Origin of the sequence: Gordonia otitidis NBRC 100426, assembly GCF_000248075.1 — a bacterium.
Lineage (GTDB): Bacteria > Actinomycetota > Actinomycetes > Mycobacteriales > Mycobacteriaceae > Gordonia > Gordonia otitidis.
Map to the genome: position 1 here is coordinate 1 of NZ_BAFB01000132.1, position 15,212 is coordinate 15,212.

General features: G+C 66.3%; 13 protein-coding genes and 1 tRNA gene. 6 read left to right on the forward strand and 8 right to left on the reverse strand.

Features of this window, described 5'->3' with window-relative positions; all coding sequences use genetic code 11:
* Nucleotides 1-88: 88 nt before the first annotated feature.
* Nucleotides 89-634: a YbhB/YbcL family Raf kinase inhibitor-like protein gene (locus GOOTI_RS13865; RefSeq protein WP_007239226.1), complete on the reverse strand. Its 546-nt coding sequence runs from the start codon at nt 632-634 to the stop codon at nt 89-91.
* A 327-nt stretch (nt 635-961) separates the two neighbouring features.
* Between GOOTI_RS13865 and GOOTI_RS13870 the strand changes: the two genes are divergently transcribed.
* Together GOOTI_RS13870 and GOOTI_RS13875 are read left to right on the forward strand one after the other, a co-directional pair.
* The gene (locus GOOTI_RS13870) at nt 962-2,194 is read left to right on the forward strand and encodes an alanine racemase (protein ID WP_007239227.1); all 1,233 of its coding nucleotides are present in this window, start codon (nt 962-964) and stop codon (nt 2,192-2,194) included.
* Between the two features lie 14 nt (nt 2,195-2,208).
* On the forward strand, nt 2,209-3,510 hold the full coding sequence (locus GOOTI_RS13875; RefSeq protein WP_039994119.1) for a D-arabinono-1,4-lactone oxidase: 1,302 nt from the start codon (nt 2,209-2,211) through the stop codon (nt 3,508-3,510).
* 45 nt (nt 3,511-3,555) lie between these two features.
* On the opposite strand, the gene GOOTI_RS13880 is transcribed toward GOOTI_RS13875, so the two are convergent.
* A complete protein-coding gene (locus tag GOOTI_RS13880; RefSeq protein ID WP_007239229.1) occupies nt 3,556-4,914 on the reverse strand; it encodes a M20/M25/M40 family metallo-hydrolase in 1,359 nt (452 codons plus the stop codon).
* 97 nt (nt 4,915-5,011) lie between these two features.
* Here GOOTI_RS13880 and GOOTI_RS13885 point away from each other — a divergent pair.
* Nucleotides 5,012-5,097: transfer RNA gene (locus GOOTI_RS13885), tRNA-Leu, on the forward strand.
* Nucleotides 5,098-5,262: 165 nt separating this feature from the next.
* Here the strand turns inward: GOOTI_RS13885 and GOOTI_RS13890 are convergent.
* Complete coding sequence (locus GOOTI_RS13890) at nt 5,263-6,186, reverse strand: mechanosensitive ion channel family protein (RefSeq protein WP_174299143.1); 924 nt, start codon at nt 6,184-6,186, stop codon at nt 5,263-5,265.
* A 45-nt stretch (nt 6,187-6,231) separates the two neighbouring features.
* Here GOOTI_RS13890 and GOOTI_RS13895 point away from each other — a divergent pair, with 45 nt between their 5' ends.
* Complete coding sequence (locus GOOTI_RS13895; RefSeq protein ID WP_007239231.1) at nt 6,232-7,266, forward strand: nucleoside hydrolase; 1,035 nt, start codon at nt 6,232-6,234, stop codon at nt 7,264-7,266.
* Between the two features lie 77 nt (nt 7,267-7,343).
* A complete protein-coding gene (locus GOOTI_RS13900) occupies nt 7,344-8,294 on the forward strand; it encodes an LLM class F420-dependent oxidoreductase (protein WP_007239232.1) in 951 nt (316 codons plus the stop codon).
* Between the two features lie 34 nt (nt 8,295-8,328).
* Here the strand turns inward: GOOTI_RS13900 and GOOTI_RS13905 are convergent, their stop codons facing one another.
* Both GOOTI_RS13905 and GOOTI_RS13910 read right to left on the reverse strand, forming a co-directional pair.
* The gene (locus GOOTI_RS13905; protein ID WP_007239233.1) at nt 8,329-9,198 is read right to left on the reverse strand and encodes a siderophore-interacting protein; all 870 of its coding nucleotides are present in this window, start codon (nt 9,196-9,198) and stop codon (nt 8,329-8,331) included.
* 5 nt (nt 9,199-9,203) lie between these two features.
* Nucleotides 9,204-10,544 (reverse strand): lysine N(6)-hydroxylase/L-ornithine N(5)-oxygenase family protein, encoded by a 1,341-nt coding sequence (locus tag GOOTI_RS13910; RefSeq protein WP_007239234.1) that lies wholly within the window; start codon nt 10,542-10,544, stop codon nt 9,204-9,206.
* Nucleotides 10,545-10,765: 221 nt separating this feature from the next.
* Between GOOTI_RS13910 and GOOTI_RS13915 the strand changes: the two genes are divergently transcribed.
* Nucleotides 10,766-12,019, forward strand: coding sequence for an isochorismate synthase (locus tag GOOTI_RS13915; RefSeq protein ID WP_007239235.1), 1,254 nt, complete (start codon nt 10,766-10,768; stop codon nt 12,017-12,019).
* A gap of 54 nt (nt 12,020-12,073) precedes the next feature.
* Here GOOTI_RS13915 and GOOTI_RS13920 read toward each other — a convergent pair whose 3' ends face one another.
* The 3 genes from GOOTI_RS13920 to GOOTI_RS13930 are packed head-to-tail and all read right to left on the reverse strand — an operon-like array spanning nt 12,074 to nt 15,109.
* Nucleotides 12,074-13,303, reverse strand: a complete 1,230-nt coding sequence (locus tag GOOTI_RS13920) for a cation:proton antiporter (protein ID WP_007239236.1) — start codon at nt 13,301-13,303, stop codon at nt 12,074-12,076.
* Nucleotides 13,304-13,319: 16 nt separating this feature from the next.
* The gene (locus GOOTI_RS13925) at nt 13,320-14,846 is read right to left on the reverse strand and encodes a tryptophan 7-halogenase (RefSeq protein WP_007239237.1); all 1,527 of its coding nucleotides are present in this window, start codon (nt 14,844-14,846) and stop codon (nt 13,320-13,322) included.
* The gene (locus GOOTI_RS13930; protein ID WP_007239238.1) at nt 14,843-15,109 is read right to left on the reverse strand and encodes a phosphopantetheine-binding protein; all 267 of its coding nucleotides are present in this window, start codon (nt 15,107-15,109) and stop codon (nt 14,843-14,845) included. Before GOOTI_RS13930 ends, GOOTI_RS13925 begins: the two co-directional genes overlap by 4 nt.
* Nucleotides 15,110-15,212: the final 103 nt, after the last annotated feature.

Sequence of the window (15,212 nt, forward strand, 5' to 3'; positions counted from 1 at the left end):
CGAAGGACTCGCAGCCCGCGTGCGCGCCGCCGGATTCGCCACCATCTCCGAGGCGATCGGCAGCGCGACGCGCAGCTGACGAGGGTGCTCAGACGTTCTCGGCGGGCAGTTCGTAGGTTCCGATGATCCGCGCCCGCCCGATCGCGTGCGAGAACAGGTTGAACCCGAGGTAGGCCGGCGTCGCGTTCTCCGGGAGTTCGAGGGAGTCGACGTCGACGGCGTGCACGACGATCATGTAGCGATGCGGGCCGTGCCCGGGAGGCGGGGCTGCCCCGACGAAACGCTTCAGGGACGCATCATTGGCCAGGGTGACCGCGCCTGCGGGCAGTCCGCTACCGTCCTCGTCGCCCGCACCCTCGGCCAGACTGGTCACGGATGCGGGGATGTCGGCGACAGCCCAGTGCCAGAAACCAGCGGCAGTCGGAGCGTCGGGATCGTAGACGGTGACTGCGAAACTCTTGGTGTCCGAAGGGAATCCGGACCACGAGAGTTGTGGGGAGGCGTCGTCGCCGCCCGCACCCATGATTCCGCTCACCTGCGGATTCGCCAACGGTGCGCCATCGGTGACATTCTCCGACGTCACCGTGAACGTCGGCAGGCTGGGTAGGTCTGCATAAGGGTCGTACGAGGTCATCGAACACCTTTCTCTCGCGAGCGTGGCCCTGGATGGCCGAGCGTGCGTGCACTCGTTCGCGAGTCTAAACCGCGTCGCCGCGATCGACGCCCACCACGGGCGAGCCGATCTCGGCTGCAGCACGGATGCACCCGCGCGCCGTCGGGTGAACTCGCAGAGTTCTCGGCCTGATGCCCGCTTTCACATCTCGCGCCTCCCGCGTGTGTAGTACGGTCAGTTGACCAAATGGTCAACTTTGGGAACTGGCCCCGGTTTCCAGCCACGACACCCCTGGGAGCAGCACTTATGCGTCGTCTCGACGCCCCGCCCGGCCGAGCAGTCCCGCGCATGTGGGAGAAGGATTCGGCGGCCCACTACGCAGAGATCGACTCGGCCGTCCGCGACGCAGGACTCGACGCACCTGTCCTGGCGCTCGACCTGTCCGCGCTCGAACACAACGTCGCCGATCTCCTCGCGCGCGCAGGGGGCGTCCCGATCCGACTCGCGAGCAAATCACTGCGGGTCCGCAGGATCATCGACGACGTGGTCGCACGCGACGGCTTCGCCGGTGTCCTCGCGTTCGACGTCGCGGAGGCGAGGTGGCTGGCGACCGAATCGGGAATCTCCGACGTGCTCCTCGGCTATCCGACGGTCCGGCGCGCCGCCCTGGCCGATCTACTCGCCGACCCGCTCGCCCTGACACGCGTGACGCTGCTCGTCGACGACATCGCCCAGTTGGACATCGTCGATTCCGTTGTGTCGCCCAACCTCCGCCCGACGGTCCGCGTCGCCATCGACCTCGACGCCTCGCTACGCCTGTTCGGTGGTCGCGTCCACCTCGGCGTCCGACGCTCCCCTGTCCACGACTCGACGGCTGCACTGACGCTCGCCCGAGCGATCGTCGCGCGCCCCGGATTCGCACTCGTCGGCGTCATGTCCTACGAGGCGCAGGTGGCCGGGGTCGCCGACGATGTCGACGGCAGATTCCTGATGAACAGGACCACGCGCGCCATGCAACGCATCTCCATGCTCGAATTGCGTCGTCGGCGCGGTGCGATCGTCACGTCGTTGCGCGAGATCGCCGACATCGAGATCGTCAATGCAGGCGGAACAGGCTCACTCGAGGAGACCTCCCGTGATGACTCGGTCACCGACATCGCTGCCGGCAGTGGACTTTTCGGCGGCCATCTCTTCGACGGATACCGCCGCTTCCAACCCGCCCCGGCATTGACCTTCGGACTCGACGTGACACGCAGGCCCGCACCGGGAATCGTCACGTGCGCGGGAGGCGGCTGGATTGCATCCGGGCCACCCGCCGCCGATCGTCTGCCGCGACCAGTCTGGCCCGAGGGCCTCTCGTACATCACGACCGAGGCGGCGGGCGAGGTGCAGACGCCGTTGACCGGCGCAGCGGCGTCGAATCTGGTACCTGGGGACCGGGTATGGTTCCGCCACACCAAATCAGGTGAGGTCTGCGAACGCGCGAGGACTGTTGCACTGATAGGTCGGGACGCGAACGGGCACGCCCGTGTCGACGATCTCGTTCCGACATACCGAGGGGAAGGGCGGTGCTACCTGTGACCACACAGCAGCAGATGACGGACAAGCAGTGGCACAACTGGAGCGGAAACCAGTCCGCCACAACCACAGTCGCCGCCCCCGACAGCATCGACGCTGTCGCCGAGCTGGTTCGCAAGGCGGCAGCCGACGGGACCAGGGTCAAGCCGATCGGTTCGGGTCACAGTTTCACCGGTATCGGTGTGCCTGAGGGCATTCAGCTCGATATGTCGGCACTGCGCGGGATCGTCGGCGTCGACGGCCGTCGCGTGCGGATGCGTGCGGGCACGCGGCTGCACGAGATCCCCGCGCTGCTCGCACCGTACGGACTCGGGATGCGCAACCTCGGCGACATCGACCGCCAGACGATCACCGGAGCCACCTCGACCGGCACCCACGGAACAGGCCTGGCGTTCGGCGGCATCTCCACCCAGATCGTCGGTGCGACGATCGTCACCGGTACCGGCGAAGTGGTCACCGTGACCGATGAGGACGACGAACTACGCGCTGTCGCATTGGGGTTGGGCGCACTGGGAGTCATCGTCGATCTCACCATCGAGTGCGTCGATGCCTTCAGTCTTCGAGCCCACGACCAGCCCCTCGACCTCGACGACGCCGTCGGTGGATTCGTGGATCGTGTCGAGAGCTGTGATCACCACGAGTTCTACTGGTTTCCCCACACGCGGCGGGCACTGGCCAAGACCAACACCAGGCTTCCCGCCACGGCAATGCGGAGTGGCCCGGGCAGGGTACGCAGGTACATCGACGACGAGGTGATCAGCAACAAGGTCTACGGCGTGGTCTGTGAGCTCGGACGGCGGCTGCCCTCGACCGTGCCGACACTCAATCGTGTTGCGAGCCACGCACTGTCGGAGCGCACCTACACGGCACCATCCGCAGAGGTGTTCGCGTCGATCCGCGACGTACGTTTCCGCGAGATGGAGTACGCCGTGGAGTTGCCCGCCGTCGCCGAGGTGCTCACCGAGATCGACAGGCTCATCGAGCGGAAGGGGTACAAGGTCAGCTTCCCCGTGGAGGTGCGCGCGGCCGCCGCCGACGATCTGATGCTCTCGACCGCGTCGGGCCGCACCACCGGCTACATCGCCGTCCACCGCTACCATCGCGACGATCCCGCCGACATCGCCGCGTTCTTCGCCGACGTCGAGGAGATCATGGTCGCCCATCACGGGCGGCCACACTGGGGCAAGCTGCACACCCGCGACGCGGAGTACCTCCGGAGTGTCTACCCACGTTTCGACGAGTTCCTCGCCCTGCGTGACGAATTCGACCCCGAGCGCGTCTTCGGCAACGCGTACCTCAGACGCGTACTCGGAAGCTGACCCAGCCGACCTGCGCCGCAGCTGAACAGTAGGTCGGGGGACCGCTCAGCTGTGGTGCAGGAAGTGCTCGAACACACGGGTGCCGAAGAGAACGGACTCCACGGGGACACGCTCGTCGACGCCGTGGAACAGCGCGGCGAAGTCGAGCTCCGGCGGCAGCCGCAGCGGCGCGAATCCGAAGCACCTGATGCCGAGCTTGGCGAATGCCTTGGCGTCTGTCCCGCCCGACATCATGTACGGCACGGTGCGCCCGTCGTCGTCGTAGGCGAGGATGGCGTCGTTCATCGCGTCGACGAGATGTCCGTCGAATGTCGTCTCGTAGGAGTCGAGGTGCGTGATCCATTCTCGTCGAACGTTGGGGCCGATTAACTCGTCGATCTCAGCCTCGAATGCCTTCTGGCGTCCGGGCAGCACACGACAATCGACGACTGCCTCGGCCTTCTGCGGGATGACGTTGGCCTTGTAGCCGGCCTTGAGCATGGTCGGGTTCGCCGTGTCGCGCAGCGTCGCACCGAGGATCCGGGCGAGGCTGCCCAGCTTGAACAGCGCGGTCTCGAGGTCTGGTGTGTCTGGACCGAGATCCCAGCCGGTCTCCTCCGACACCGCCTCGAGGAACTCGGCCACCGACTCGCTGATGACGAGGGGGAACGTGTGGTTGCCGATCCGGGAGACCGCCGAGGCGATCTCGGTGACCGCGTTGTCGGAGTGCAGGAACGATCCGTGTCCGGCACTGGCTTCCGCGGTCAGGCGCATCCACGACAGGCCTTTCTCGGCTGTCTCCACCAGATAGAGGCGACGCTGTGTGCCGTCGGGACGGTCGACCGTCAGCGAATAGCCACCGACCTCGCCGACGGCCTCGGTGATGCCGTCGAACAGTTCTGGCCGATGCTCGACGAGCCAGTGCGAACCCCACGTGCCGCCGGCCTCCTCGTCGGCCAGGAACGCGAAGACCAGTTCGCGCGGCGGGACGGTGCCCTCACGCGCGAACTGTCGCGCAAGTGCCAGCGCCATGCCCGCCATGTCCTTCATGTCGACGGCGCCGCGGCCCCAGATGTAGCCGTCGGAGACCGATCCCGAGAAGGGATGGACGCTCCAGTCGGCGGGCTCTGCGGGCACGACGTCGAGGTGGGCGTGAATCAGGAGCGCCCCGCGATCGGAATCGGGCGGACCGGGCAGGCGGGCGAAGACGTTCCCGCGTCCCGCACGTCCGGACTCCACGTACTGGGTGGTGTAGCCCACCTCCTCGAGCATTCCCGCGACCCACTTGGCGCAGTCTTCCTCGCCTTTGGTCGTCTCGGGCTCGCCTGTGTTCGTGGTGTCGAAGCGAATCAGTTTGCTCACGATGTCGACGACTTCGTCGACGGCCTTGATGGTCTCGGTGGGGTTCTCGGGCTCCGAAGTCACCCCTCACTCCTACGGGATTTGGGATACGGGGGCAACCTCGGTTAGTGTTATCCGGCCCGGTGCGAAACGGAGAAAGCCGCGAGTACCGAAGCACCGAGTCCGAGTGGCGGAATGGCAGACGCGCTAGCTTGAGGTGCTAGTGCCCTATTAACGGGCGTGGGGGTTCAAGTCCCCCCTCGGACACCGCACGAGCCCGCCGGAAGCAATTGCTCCCGGCGGGCTCGTTTCGTTTCGTGGGCACGAACACGCGGGTCCGCCACCGGCCGCACATGGTGGCACTCGCGCTTGTCGCAAGCACGTGTCCCGACCCCGAGCATCGGTCAAGGCGCGAGTGCCGACGATGGCAGCCTAGTTCGGCGAGGTGGTGATCAGCTGCCCGCGCGGATAGGGCAGTTCGATGCCGTTCTCGTCGTAGGCACGCAGGATCTCGCGGCGCAGGGTGCGCTGGACCTTCCACTGTGAGTTCGGTCGTGTGGTGACCGTCATCCGCAGCGTCAACTGGTCCGCGGAGAGCTCCTGGACGCCGAGCATCTCCGGTTCCCCGGTGACGTCGTCGCTCAGTGACGACGATTCGGCGGCCTCGTGCGCGGCGTCGAGCGCGACCTCCTGCGCTCTGTCGACGTCGGCGGTGAGTGCCACGGGAACCTCGACGCGTGCGACCGCGTACTCCTGGCTCATGTTGCCCACTCGCGCGATCTCACCGTTCCGGACATACCAGAGCGTGCCGTCGAGGTCGCGCACCGTGGTGATGCGCAGTCCGACGGACTCGACCTCACCGACGGCCTCCCCCAGATCGACGACGTCGCCCACGCCGTACTGGTCCTCGAGGAGCATGAAGATCCCCGTGACGAAATCACGCACCAGGTTCTGTGCACCGAAGCCGATGGCGAGACCGATCACACCCGCCGACGCGATGAACGGCGCGATGTTCACGCCCAGTACAGACAGCACCGCCAGCACCACCCACGTGAGCAACACGATCGACACGACCGACTTGAGCACCGACCCGATGGTGCGGGCGCGCTGTGCACGCCGCTCGTTGATCACGGCGCGACTGGCGCCCGACGGAGCGCGATCGCGTAGGTGGCGCAGCAACGGCGGCACAGAACCCTTCTGGCTCGGCTGACGCCGAGTGACGCGGTCGATGAGGCGATTGCAGAGGAACCGCACGACGAGCGCCACGACCACGTATCCGACGATCCTGATCGGGTTCTCGATCAGCCATTCTCGATTTGTCTCCGTCCATTCGAAAGCCGTTGTGTACGTTGCCATGAACCCGACCGTACGTACTCGACGCGAATCCATCAGAATCGACTCGTGACACAGCACCTGTTCTTCGACTGCGACACCGGCATCGACGATTCGGTCGCACTGCTGTATCTGCTGGCACGCACGGATGTCGACATCGTCGGAATCGCCAGCACCGCGGGCAACGTGCCGGTCGACGTCGTGGTGGCGAACAACCTCGCGTGGTTGTCGCTGTGCGGTCGTGGTGAGATCCCCGTACATCGGGGGCCCGATGGGCCTCTTGTCGCACCTCTCATGACCACCGAGGAGACGCACGGTCCGCTCGGCGTCGGCTATGCCGAACTGCCCACCTCCGATCTACCGGTTGCCGACACCGACGCCGTCGATGCCTGGCTCGACGCCGCGCACGCGCATGACGGCGAGCTCGTCGGGCTGGTCACCGGGCCTCTCACGTCGTTGGCCTCCGCGGTGAGGCGCGACCCCGGTCTGCCGCGTCGACTGCGGCGACTGGTGATCATGGGCGGCGCATTCCACGTCCACGGGAACACCACGCCTGTCGCCGAATGGAACGTCGCCGTCGATCCGGAGGCGGCCGCCGAGGTCTTCGCGGCATTCGGAGTCGACGGAGCGCCAGCACCCATCATCTGTCCGCTCGACCTCACCGAAACCGTCGCGCTCCTGCCCGACCACCTGGTCAGGCTCGCCGCCGCGGCGGGCAGCCATCCTGTCGAATACCTCGATCCGACCGACGAGCGAGGTATCCGGTCTGTCGCCGACAACCCGCTCGTACGTCACCTCGTCGACGCCATGCGCTTCTACCTGGAATTCCACGACGCGCACGACGAGGGCTACCTGGCACACCTGCACGACCCGTTCGCTGCGATCGTTGCGCTCGATCCCGCGGTGGCCCGAACGATGCCGGCCCAGGTGGGTGTCGAATTGTCCGGTGCACTCACTCGCGGCATGACCGTCGCCGACGAACGCGGCATGTGGGGCGGTGCACCGAATGCCGCTATCGCCACCGCGACCGACGTCGACGCGGTGTTCGACCACCTCATCGAGACGATAGCCACACTCGCACGGCAGCTCAGCGCAGCTCCGTAGCCTCGCCGAATCCCCACCTCGCCGAATCCCAACCTCGCCGAATCCCAGCCTCGCGCGATCGCGGTAACGTCGGCGAGGTGACGACACTCGGCTACCAGATCCCGAACTTCACCTACCCCGACACCGCTCCCGACCGACTCTTCCCGACCATCGCCGCTCAGGCTGTCGAGGCGGAGAACTCCGGCTTCGACACCGTCCTGGTGATGGACCACTTCTATCAACTACCCATGCTCGGCGCGCCTGACGAGCCGATGATCGAGTGCTACACGCTGCTGTCGGCGCTCGCCCAACACACATCGCGGGTCCGACTCTCCGCTCTCGTCACCGGAAACACCTATCGCAACCCGACGCTGCTCGCCAAGACCGTCACCGCCCTCGACGTCGTGTCCGGCGGCAGAGCCCAATTGGGTATCGGCGCAGGGTGGTTCGAGTTCGAGCACGAGTCCCTCGGCTTCGACTTCGGTACCTTCACCGATCGATTCGAGAAGCTCGAGGAAGCCCTCCAGATCATCCTGCCGATGCTGCGCGACGAGCGGCCCTCGCTCGACGGTCGGTGGTACCGGGTCCACGACGCCATGAATTCACCAGCACCGCTCAGCCGTATCCCCGTCATGATCGGCGGCGGCGGTGAGAAGAAGACGCTACGGATGGTCGCGCAGTACGCAGACGAATCGAATCTGCTCGCCGCCCCCGCGGATATCCCCCGCAAACTCGACGTCCTGGCGGCGCACTGCGAACGTCTGGGACGCGACCGATCGGAGATCACGGTGACCGCGCAGACCTCGGCCTGTGTCGCTCCCACCGAGGACGAGGCGAGAGCGGAGTTCGAGTCCTACGTGGCACGCAATCCGGCAGCCGAGGGGCGTCGTGCCTCGACCGTCATCGGTTCGCCTGAGCAAGTGGCTGCTCAATACTCCGAACTGCTCGCCACGGGTATCGACGGAGTGACGGTCAACGCGCCGGCCAACGGTCACATACCGGGTCGGGTGACCCTCCTCGGTCAGACCCTCTCCCCGCTCATCGGCTGAATTCGACCGTCGGCGCACCGAACGTGCGTGCCGATCAGTGCTCGGAGTCGTCGTCTGCGACGTGGTGGTCGAGGTTGACCGTTCCGGTGCGCCAGTAACCGTCGACCTTGACGCAGTCCTTCGGTCTGCCCAACTCGCGTCGCAGATGGCGCCGAATCGGTTTGAGGGACAGGGCTTCTCCAGCGAACCAACTGTAGAAATCGCCGTCGGGGAGCTCTAGTTCCTCCAGAGCGCGCAGCATGTTGACACCACGCCCGACGTGATCGGCTCCGCGGTGCACGAAATGCACGCGGGCATTCGGACGTTCGGGAAGCTCGATCTCGGTCTCGGGCCCGGTGACCTCGGCGAAGGCGATCACAGGCTTGTCGGCGGGGAGTTCCTCCAGCCATCTCGCCAGCGCGGGCAGGGCGGTGTCGTCTGCGCCGAGGAGATACCAGTCGTAGCCGGTGGGATAGATGTGGGAGCCACGCGGACCGAGCATGCCGAGTCGGTCGCCTGCGACTGCATTGCCTGCCCACTTGCCCGCAACTCCGTGGTCATGGAGCACGAAGTCGATGTCGAGTACACCGCGTGCGCGGTCGAATGCGCGGATCGTGTAGTCACGGTAGATCGGAAATCTGCCCTCGGTCGGCAGACGCATCCCCTCGGCCCCGACCCCGGGCATGAGGATCTCGCCGGTATCCGGGTCAGGGAAGAACAACTTGATGTGGTCGTCGGGTGCCATGTGCACCACGACGAAACTCTCGGGCGAGCTGATGGAGAAGCGCACCCGACGCATGTCCGCGCTCAGGTCGATGGTCTCGACCACCTCGACCGTGCGGGGCAGCAGGTCGTACATGGTCATCTTGACCTCGGTCGGGTGGGGTGTGGTGTCCTGCCCCTCCACGGTTTCCAGCCCGGTCACACTACTCACCTCTCGAGAATCGACGCGCCGCGCGCGCTGTGGCCAACAGGGACGGCCGTCGTGATCGGTTCGTCCGCACCATGTCGCACGATGGCGTCGAGGATCTCGCCCGATCGGATGGCCACATTCGACAGTAGCGTCGACGTCAGTCCGTGTGTGTGTTCCGAGTTTCCCTGGACGAAGATCTGCCCGGTGATCTCGGAGGCGGTCTGCAACCTGTAGGCGCGGTCGAGCACGGGACGACCGTGTTGATCGGCCGCGCAATGCGCAGCGAGTTCGCCCAGCATGGCCGCGACCGGCGTCGGCTCGAATCCTGTCGCGAACACGACGGCATCACAGTCGAGGTCGAGTTCTTCGCCGGTGGTGCGATGTGCGACGCGCAACCGTGCGGTGTCGTCGGTCTCATCGAGATCGATGACCTCGGTGGCGCCGTGTACGAACAGTCGCCGATCCCCCGACACCCGCTCGGTGTACTCGCGCCGATACAGGTCCTCGATCAGAACGGGGTCGACGGCCGAGTAGTTCGTACTGCGGTGGTACTGGAGCAGCCGATCACGCCATGCGGGCTCGGCTGAGAAGTATTCGTCGACGGCCTCCGCGTCGAAGATTCGGTTCGCGTACGGGCTGTCGTCCGCCGGCGTGTAGCCGTACTTGGAGAAGACGGCGTGCACTTCGGCATCGGTGGTCTCGTGCAGGAAGGCTGCGACCTCTGCTGCGCTCTGTCCGGCACCCACGACGGCAAACCTCCGGTGGGTCAACGGCGGTAGCCGGGTCAGATTGGGCAGGACGTGGTGGTTGTGGAAGACACGGCTACCCGCGACGACACCTGCGGGCAACTTTGCCCGAAGGCCGCCTCCAAGAACGAGATTGCGCGTTCGAACGTTTTCACCCGCCGCCGAGGTGAGCTCGAAGGCGCCGTCGGAGAAGCCGACGGAGGTGATCTCCGCGCCGTACTCGACGGGAACGCCCACGCGGTCGGCAGCCCAGCGGAGATAGTCGTGGAACTCGGCGCGCAGCGGGAAGAAGTCCTGGCGGTTGATGAAGTGGCCCAGCCGGTCATGCTCGGCGAGGTAATTGAGAAATGAGTAGGAACTCGACGTGTTGCGTTGCGTCACCAGATCTTTGAGGAAAGACACCTGCATGGTGGCACCGGGGAGAAGCATGCCGGGGTGCCATCCGAACTGTGCCTTCTTCTCGAAGAATCGGGCCTCGAGCGCCCGCCTGCGCGCCGTGTCGTCACGTCGTATCGCGTCGTTGTGCTCCTCGACCGCGATGGCCAGAGCCAGGTTCGACGGTCCGAATCCGATGCCGACGACATCGAGTTCGGAGTTCCGCTCACTACACACGCGCCGCTCCTAGATCGTCGTGATACCCGCGCGGTGCGGGTTGTCGTGCTGGTGTCCCCGACGCCGTCCGGGACAGTTGTCTACGGCAGTGCACTCTGTGCCGCGTGTTGCATCGGCATGGGTCTCCGCCACCTGAAGTGCTAGGTAAGTCTAACCTAATCATCAGCTGGCGTTCACATACCCCCGCGAGACGCGGCATCACCCGAGGAGGAACCGGCACGATGAGCCTCTCGACCCCGTCGGTCACACGCGGCCACGCCGACAACGGCGACACTCGACGCGTCGACAAGGCGTCCACCACTCACTTCGACCTGGCCGGGACCAGCCACCACGTCATCGCGAGCGGCACGCTGGCCTCGTTCGACGACCCCGCGCGTGCCGCCGAAGCGCTGGCGCGGGGTACCTACACAGCGGTCGTGGGCGCTCTCGCGTTCGACACCGACTCGCCCAGCGCGCTGACCGCACCCGTGTGTCTCCGCATCGATGCGCCCGGGGTGTCGCAGGCGCTCGAGTCGCCGGCACCGCGGCAAGTGGTCCGCACACGAATCCGCGGGGCCGATCCGTCAGCGGCTGGCCATCGCGGACGGGTCGCGGCCGCGGTCGCGGTGCTCGCAGACCCGGCAACACCACTCGCCAAGGTGGTGTTGGCGCGAAAACTGCTGTTACACAGCACCCCTGCCCTGACCCCCGAGCTCCTCGCGTCGATCCTCGCCGCACAGAACCCGCACTCGCCGATCTTCCGCACCGACCTCACCCCTGCGGGCGGAAACCACCGCGACAGGCATCTGGTCGGCGCGAGCCCCGAGGTTCTCGTCCGTCGACGCGGGAACCAGGTGAGCGCGCACCCCCTCGCCGGATCGGCGCCGCGCCACCCCGACCCCGCCGTCGACGCCGAACGTGCCAGGGCACTGGGCGCGTCGATCAAGGATCTCGGCGAGCATCACTACGTCGTCGACGCGCTTCGGAATGCACTCGCGCCGCTGTGCAACCACCTCGAGGTACCCGAAAGGCCGAGCGTCGTGAGCACCGCGTCGATGTGGCACCTGGGCACACCGATCATCGGTCGGCTGGCCGATGAGTCAACCACCGCACTCGACCTCGCGCTCGCCGTGCATCCCACTCCGGCGGTGTGTGGCACACCGACGAAGGCAGCGCGCGACTACATACTCACCACGGAGGGCGACCGGGGGTTCTACGGGGGCGCGGTCGGCTGGTGCGTCGGTGATGTGTCCGCGGGCGTGCGCAGCGGAGCGCTGAGCGGCCCGGCCGACGGCACCGCGCCGGTCGGTGTCACCGCAGGCGACGGAGAATGGCTCGTCGCGATCCGATGTGCCGAAATCGATTCGAGGACAGGCGATGCGACGACCTGGGCCGGAGGCGGGATCGTCGCCGGTTCCGACCCGGACGACGAACTGGCCGAGACCACGGCCAAATTCCGCACCGTGCTCCGTGCTCTCGGAGTCGAGGACGCCTGACCGATCGGCTACCACCGAGTGTGTGGCAGCAAGCGCGCTCGGGGGGCAGCGGTCTCAGTCGCCGACGAGGAGCGAACGGCGAGCCGTCGGCCGCGCTCGTCTGGCCGCCGCAGCAACCATCGGGCCGGCCATCACCGAAGTCACCACGGCCATCACGACGATGATCATGTAGGTCTCCTCGCTGAAGACAGCCAGAGTCAATCCCGTTGTCGCGATGATGATCTCGACCACGCCTCGCGCATTCAGACCACTGCCGACCGCCAGCGAATCCCATCTCGACAGCTGGGCGAGCCGTGCTCCGAGGTATCCACCGAGGAGCTTTGCCGACACGGCCACCGCGATCACACCGACCGCGACACCCGCCACCGCCGGACTGCCGAGGGTTCGGAGATCGACGTGCAGTCCGGCAGAGGCGAGGAACACCGGCGCCAGTACGGATGTGGTGACGATACGCAGCGGTGCGACCACCCTCTCGGGACGTCGGCCACAGGCGATTCCCGCGAGCAGTGCGCCGAGCACCGCCTCGAGATGCATGGCGTCGGTCGCGGCGGCGCCAGCGACCATCGCGATCACCATGACCGCCGCCGACTGTGCGTCGTGCCCGGCCGTCTCCAGACGTGTCAGGACCCGGCCGATCACCGGTCGCAGAATCAAGGCAACGGCGATCGAACCGGCCGTGGCAAGCAGCGTCAGCGGGAGGTGCCACCCGCGGAGCCCGACGGTGACGACGGCCGACACGGCCGCGAGCATGACCCAGGCAGCCAGGTCGGTCAGCGTGCCGACGGACAGGATGAGCCGGCCCAGAGTGCTTCGTAACAGGTCGAGATCCCCCAGAATCCGCGCGATCACCGGGATCGCACTCACCGACATCGCCACGCCGAGCAGCACCGCGAATGCGGTTGTGCTCGCGGCCTGTCCGATGTAGCGCGCGGGTAGGACGAACCCGAGAGCAACCCCTGCGGCAAGTGGCACAACGAAGGAGACCGCACCCACGACACCGATGGTGCGTGCATGTCCACGGAGGAACTGGGCGTCGAGCTCGGTCGCTGCCAGGCCGACGAGCAACACCACGGCGAGGGTGGCGACGGCCGCGACCGCCGTCGTCGGGGTGCCGTCGGAATCGACCACGAGCCCCGTCACCGTAGGAGCCACTAGCCCGAGCACCGAGGGGCCGAGCAGCACTCCCGCAACCAATTCTCCTGCCATCGCGGGGAATCCGAGCCGGCGCGCCAGTGCGCCGCACACGAGGGCTGCGCCGAGAATCAGAGCCAGTGCCGTCAGCATGGCCTGTGCCGGTGGGTCAGACCGCAGCCGGAGAGGGCTCCGCCCAGCTCAGGCCGTCCGCCGAGGGTACGAGACCACCGTCGAGCAGCGGGGGTTCACTGCCGTCGGCACCCGTCGCGCCGCGGGCCTGCAGCGCGTTCATCTCTTCCATCACGTCGCGGACGACCTGCGTACCGAAGAGATGGCCCATCCGTTGGCCGGAGTCCGTATCCATGCCGCCGGTACGCGTCGAGGCCTCGGTGAGCGCCGCCGTCGACGCGGAGAACCGCTTCACGATCTGGTCGGGATCGGTCAATGCTTGTTCACCCGAGTAGGCACCTGCGACCAACGACACGAACGCCGTCATGTCGTTGCGGTCGAAGTTGGTCACCTTGCGGGCCTTCCAGAAGTACGAATCCTCCGACTGCTCCATGTCGTAGAAAGCGGAGAGGAATTCGTAGAACACGGCGTATTCGCGGCGGTAGCGGCCCTCGAACTCGGTGAACGCACGTTCCTCGGTCAGCGCACCTGTCAGCACACTGTTGATCGACCGTGCCGCAAGGACTCCGGAGTAGGTCGCGAGGTGCACACCGGTGGAGAACACGGGGTCGATGAAGCATGCGGCGTCGCCGACGAGGACCATGCCGTTGCCCCAGAAACGAGTGTTGGCATAGGAGTAGTCCTTGCGGATACGGATCTCGCCGTACGTGCCCTCGGTGACACGTGTGGCGTCGGCGAGCATGTCCTTCACGATCTCGCAGCGATCGATGTAGTGCAGCAGTGTCTCCTCCTGCGCATTGAGCGCGTGCTCGGCCTTCTCGCGCGAGATGACCGCGCCGACACTGGTCAGGCTGTCCGACAACGGGATGTACCAGATCCACCCCTCGTCGAAAGCGGCGCACAGGATGTTGCCGCTATCGGGTGCGGGGAAGCGCTTACCGTTCTCGAAGTATCCGAACACCGCGACATTCTGGAAGAAGTCGGAGTAGATACGTTCTCCGCCTGCGTGTTTCGACAGCCGCGTCGTGTTCCCCGACGCGTCGACGACGAACCGCGCGTCGATCTGGTGCTCGACCCGGTCTGCGTCCAGGTAACGGACACCTGTGACCCGACCCGTCTCGTCGGTGATGGTCTGGTTCACGCGGCACCGTTGACGCACGTCGACGCCCTTGTGCGCGGCGTTCTCGAGCAATATCTGGTCGAACTTCATGCGTTCGACCTGATAGGCGTACGACCCCTCACCCGCGAACTCGGGCGAGATGGCGAACAGGAAGTTCCACGGCACGGGATTCTTGCCCCACCGGAAGCTCCCGCCGCGCTTGTGCATGAACCCGGCGTTCTTGATCTCCTCGTCGACGCCGAGGAGCTTGCACACGCCGTGAATCGTTGACGGGAGCAGGGATTCACCGATCTGGTACCTGGGGAACGTCTCCTTCTCCAGAAGCACCACACGATGCCCGCTGCGCGCCAGCAACGTCGCGACGGTCGAACCGCCCGGGCCACCACCGACAACCACCACGTCCGCGGATTCGGAGGCGCGCGCGTTCGATCGGGCGTCGCTCACCGGTTCTCTCCTTCGTGACCGGACTCGTCGGTCAGTTCACGAATCCACGACCCGACGACCGGGTCGGCGGCCATGCTGACCAGGTCGGCCCTGTGTGCGCCTGCGGCACGCCAGCGTTCGATCAGCGACATGAGACGGACCGAATCCAAGCCGACATCGAGAACGTTTGTCTCGTCGGTGATTTCGCTCTCCTGCACGCCGAGGATGCCCGCGATGTCCGCGATGATCCGTTCTCGGGTGAGTACCGTGTTCGTGGTGGCCATGCCGTCCTCTCTCGTGACATGCTGCGAATGGCGAGCAGCGGAGCCCGTCTTCTGGTAAGCATAGGCTTACCAAATTCACACACGGGGGCCACCCCTGCGCTTC

Coding starts and splice junctions, on each gene's coding strand:
- GOOTI_RS13865 (WP_007239226.1), bottom strand. CDS start 634: ATGACCTCGTACGACCCTTATGCAGACCTACCCAGCCTGCCGACGTTC.
- GOOTI_RS13870 (WP_007239227.1), top strand. CDS start 962: ATGTGGGAGAAGGATTCGGCGGCCCACTACGCAGAGATCGACTCGGCC.
- GOOTI_RS13875 (WP_039994119.1), top strand. CDS start 2,209: ATGACGGACAAGCAGTGGCACAACTGGAGCGGAAACCAGTCCGCCACA.
- GOOTI_RS13890 (WP_174299143.1), bottom strand. CDS start 6,186: ATGGCAACGTACACAACGGCTTTCGAATGGACGGAGACAAATCGAGAA.
- GOOTI_RS13915 (WP_007239235.1), top strand. CDS start 10,766: ATGAGCCTCTCGACCCCGTCGGTCACACGCGGCCACGCCGACAACGGC.
- GOOTI_RS13920 (WP_007239236.1), bottom strand. CDS start 13,303: ATGCTGACGGCACTGGCTCTGATTCTCGGCGCAGCCCTCGTGTGCGGC.
- GOOTI_RS13930 (WP_007239238.1), bottom strand. CDS start 15,109: ATGGCCACCACGAACACGGTACTCACCCGAGAACGGATCATCGCGGAC.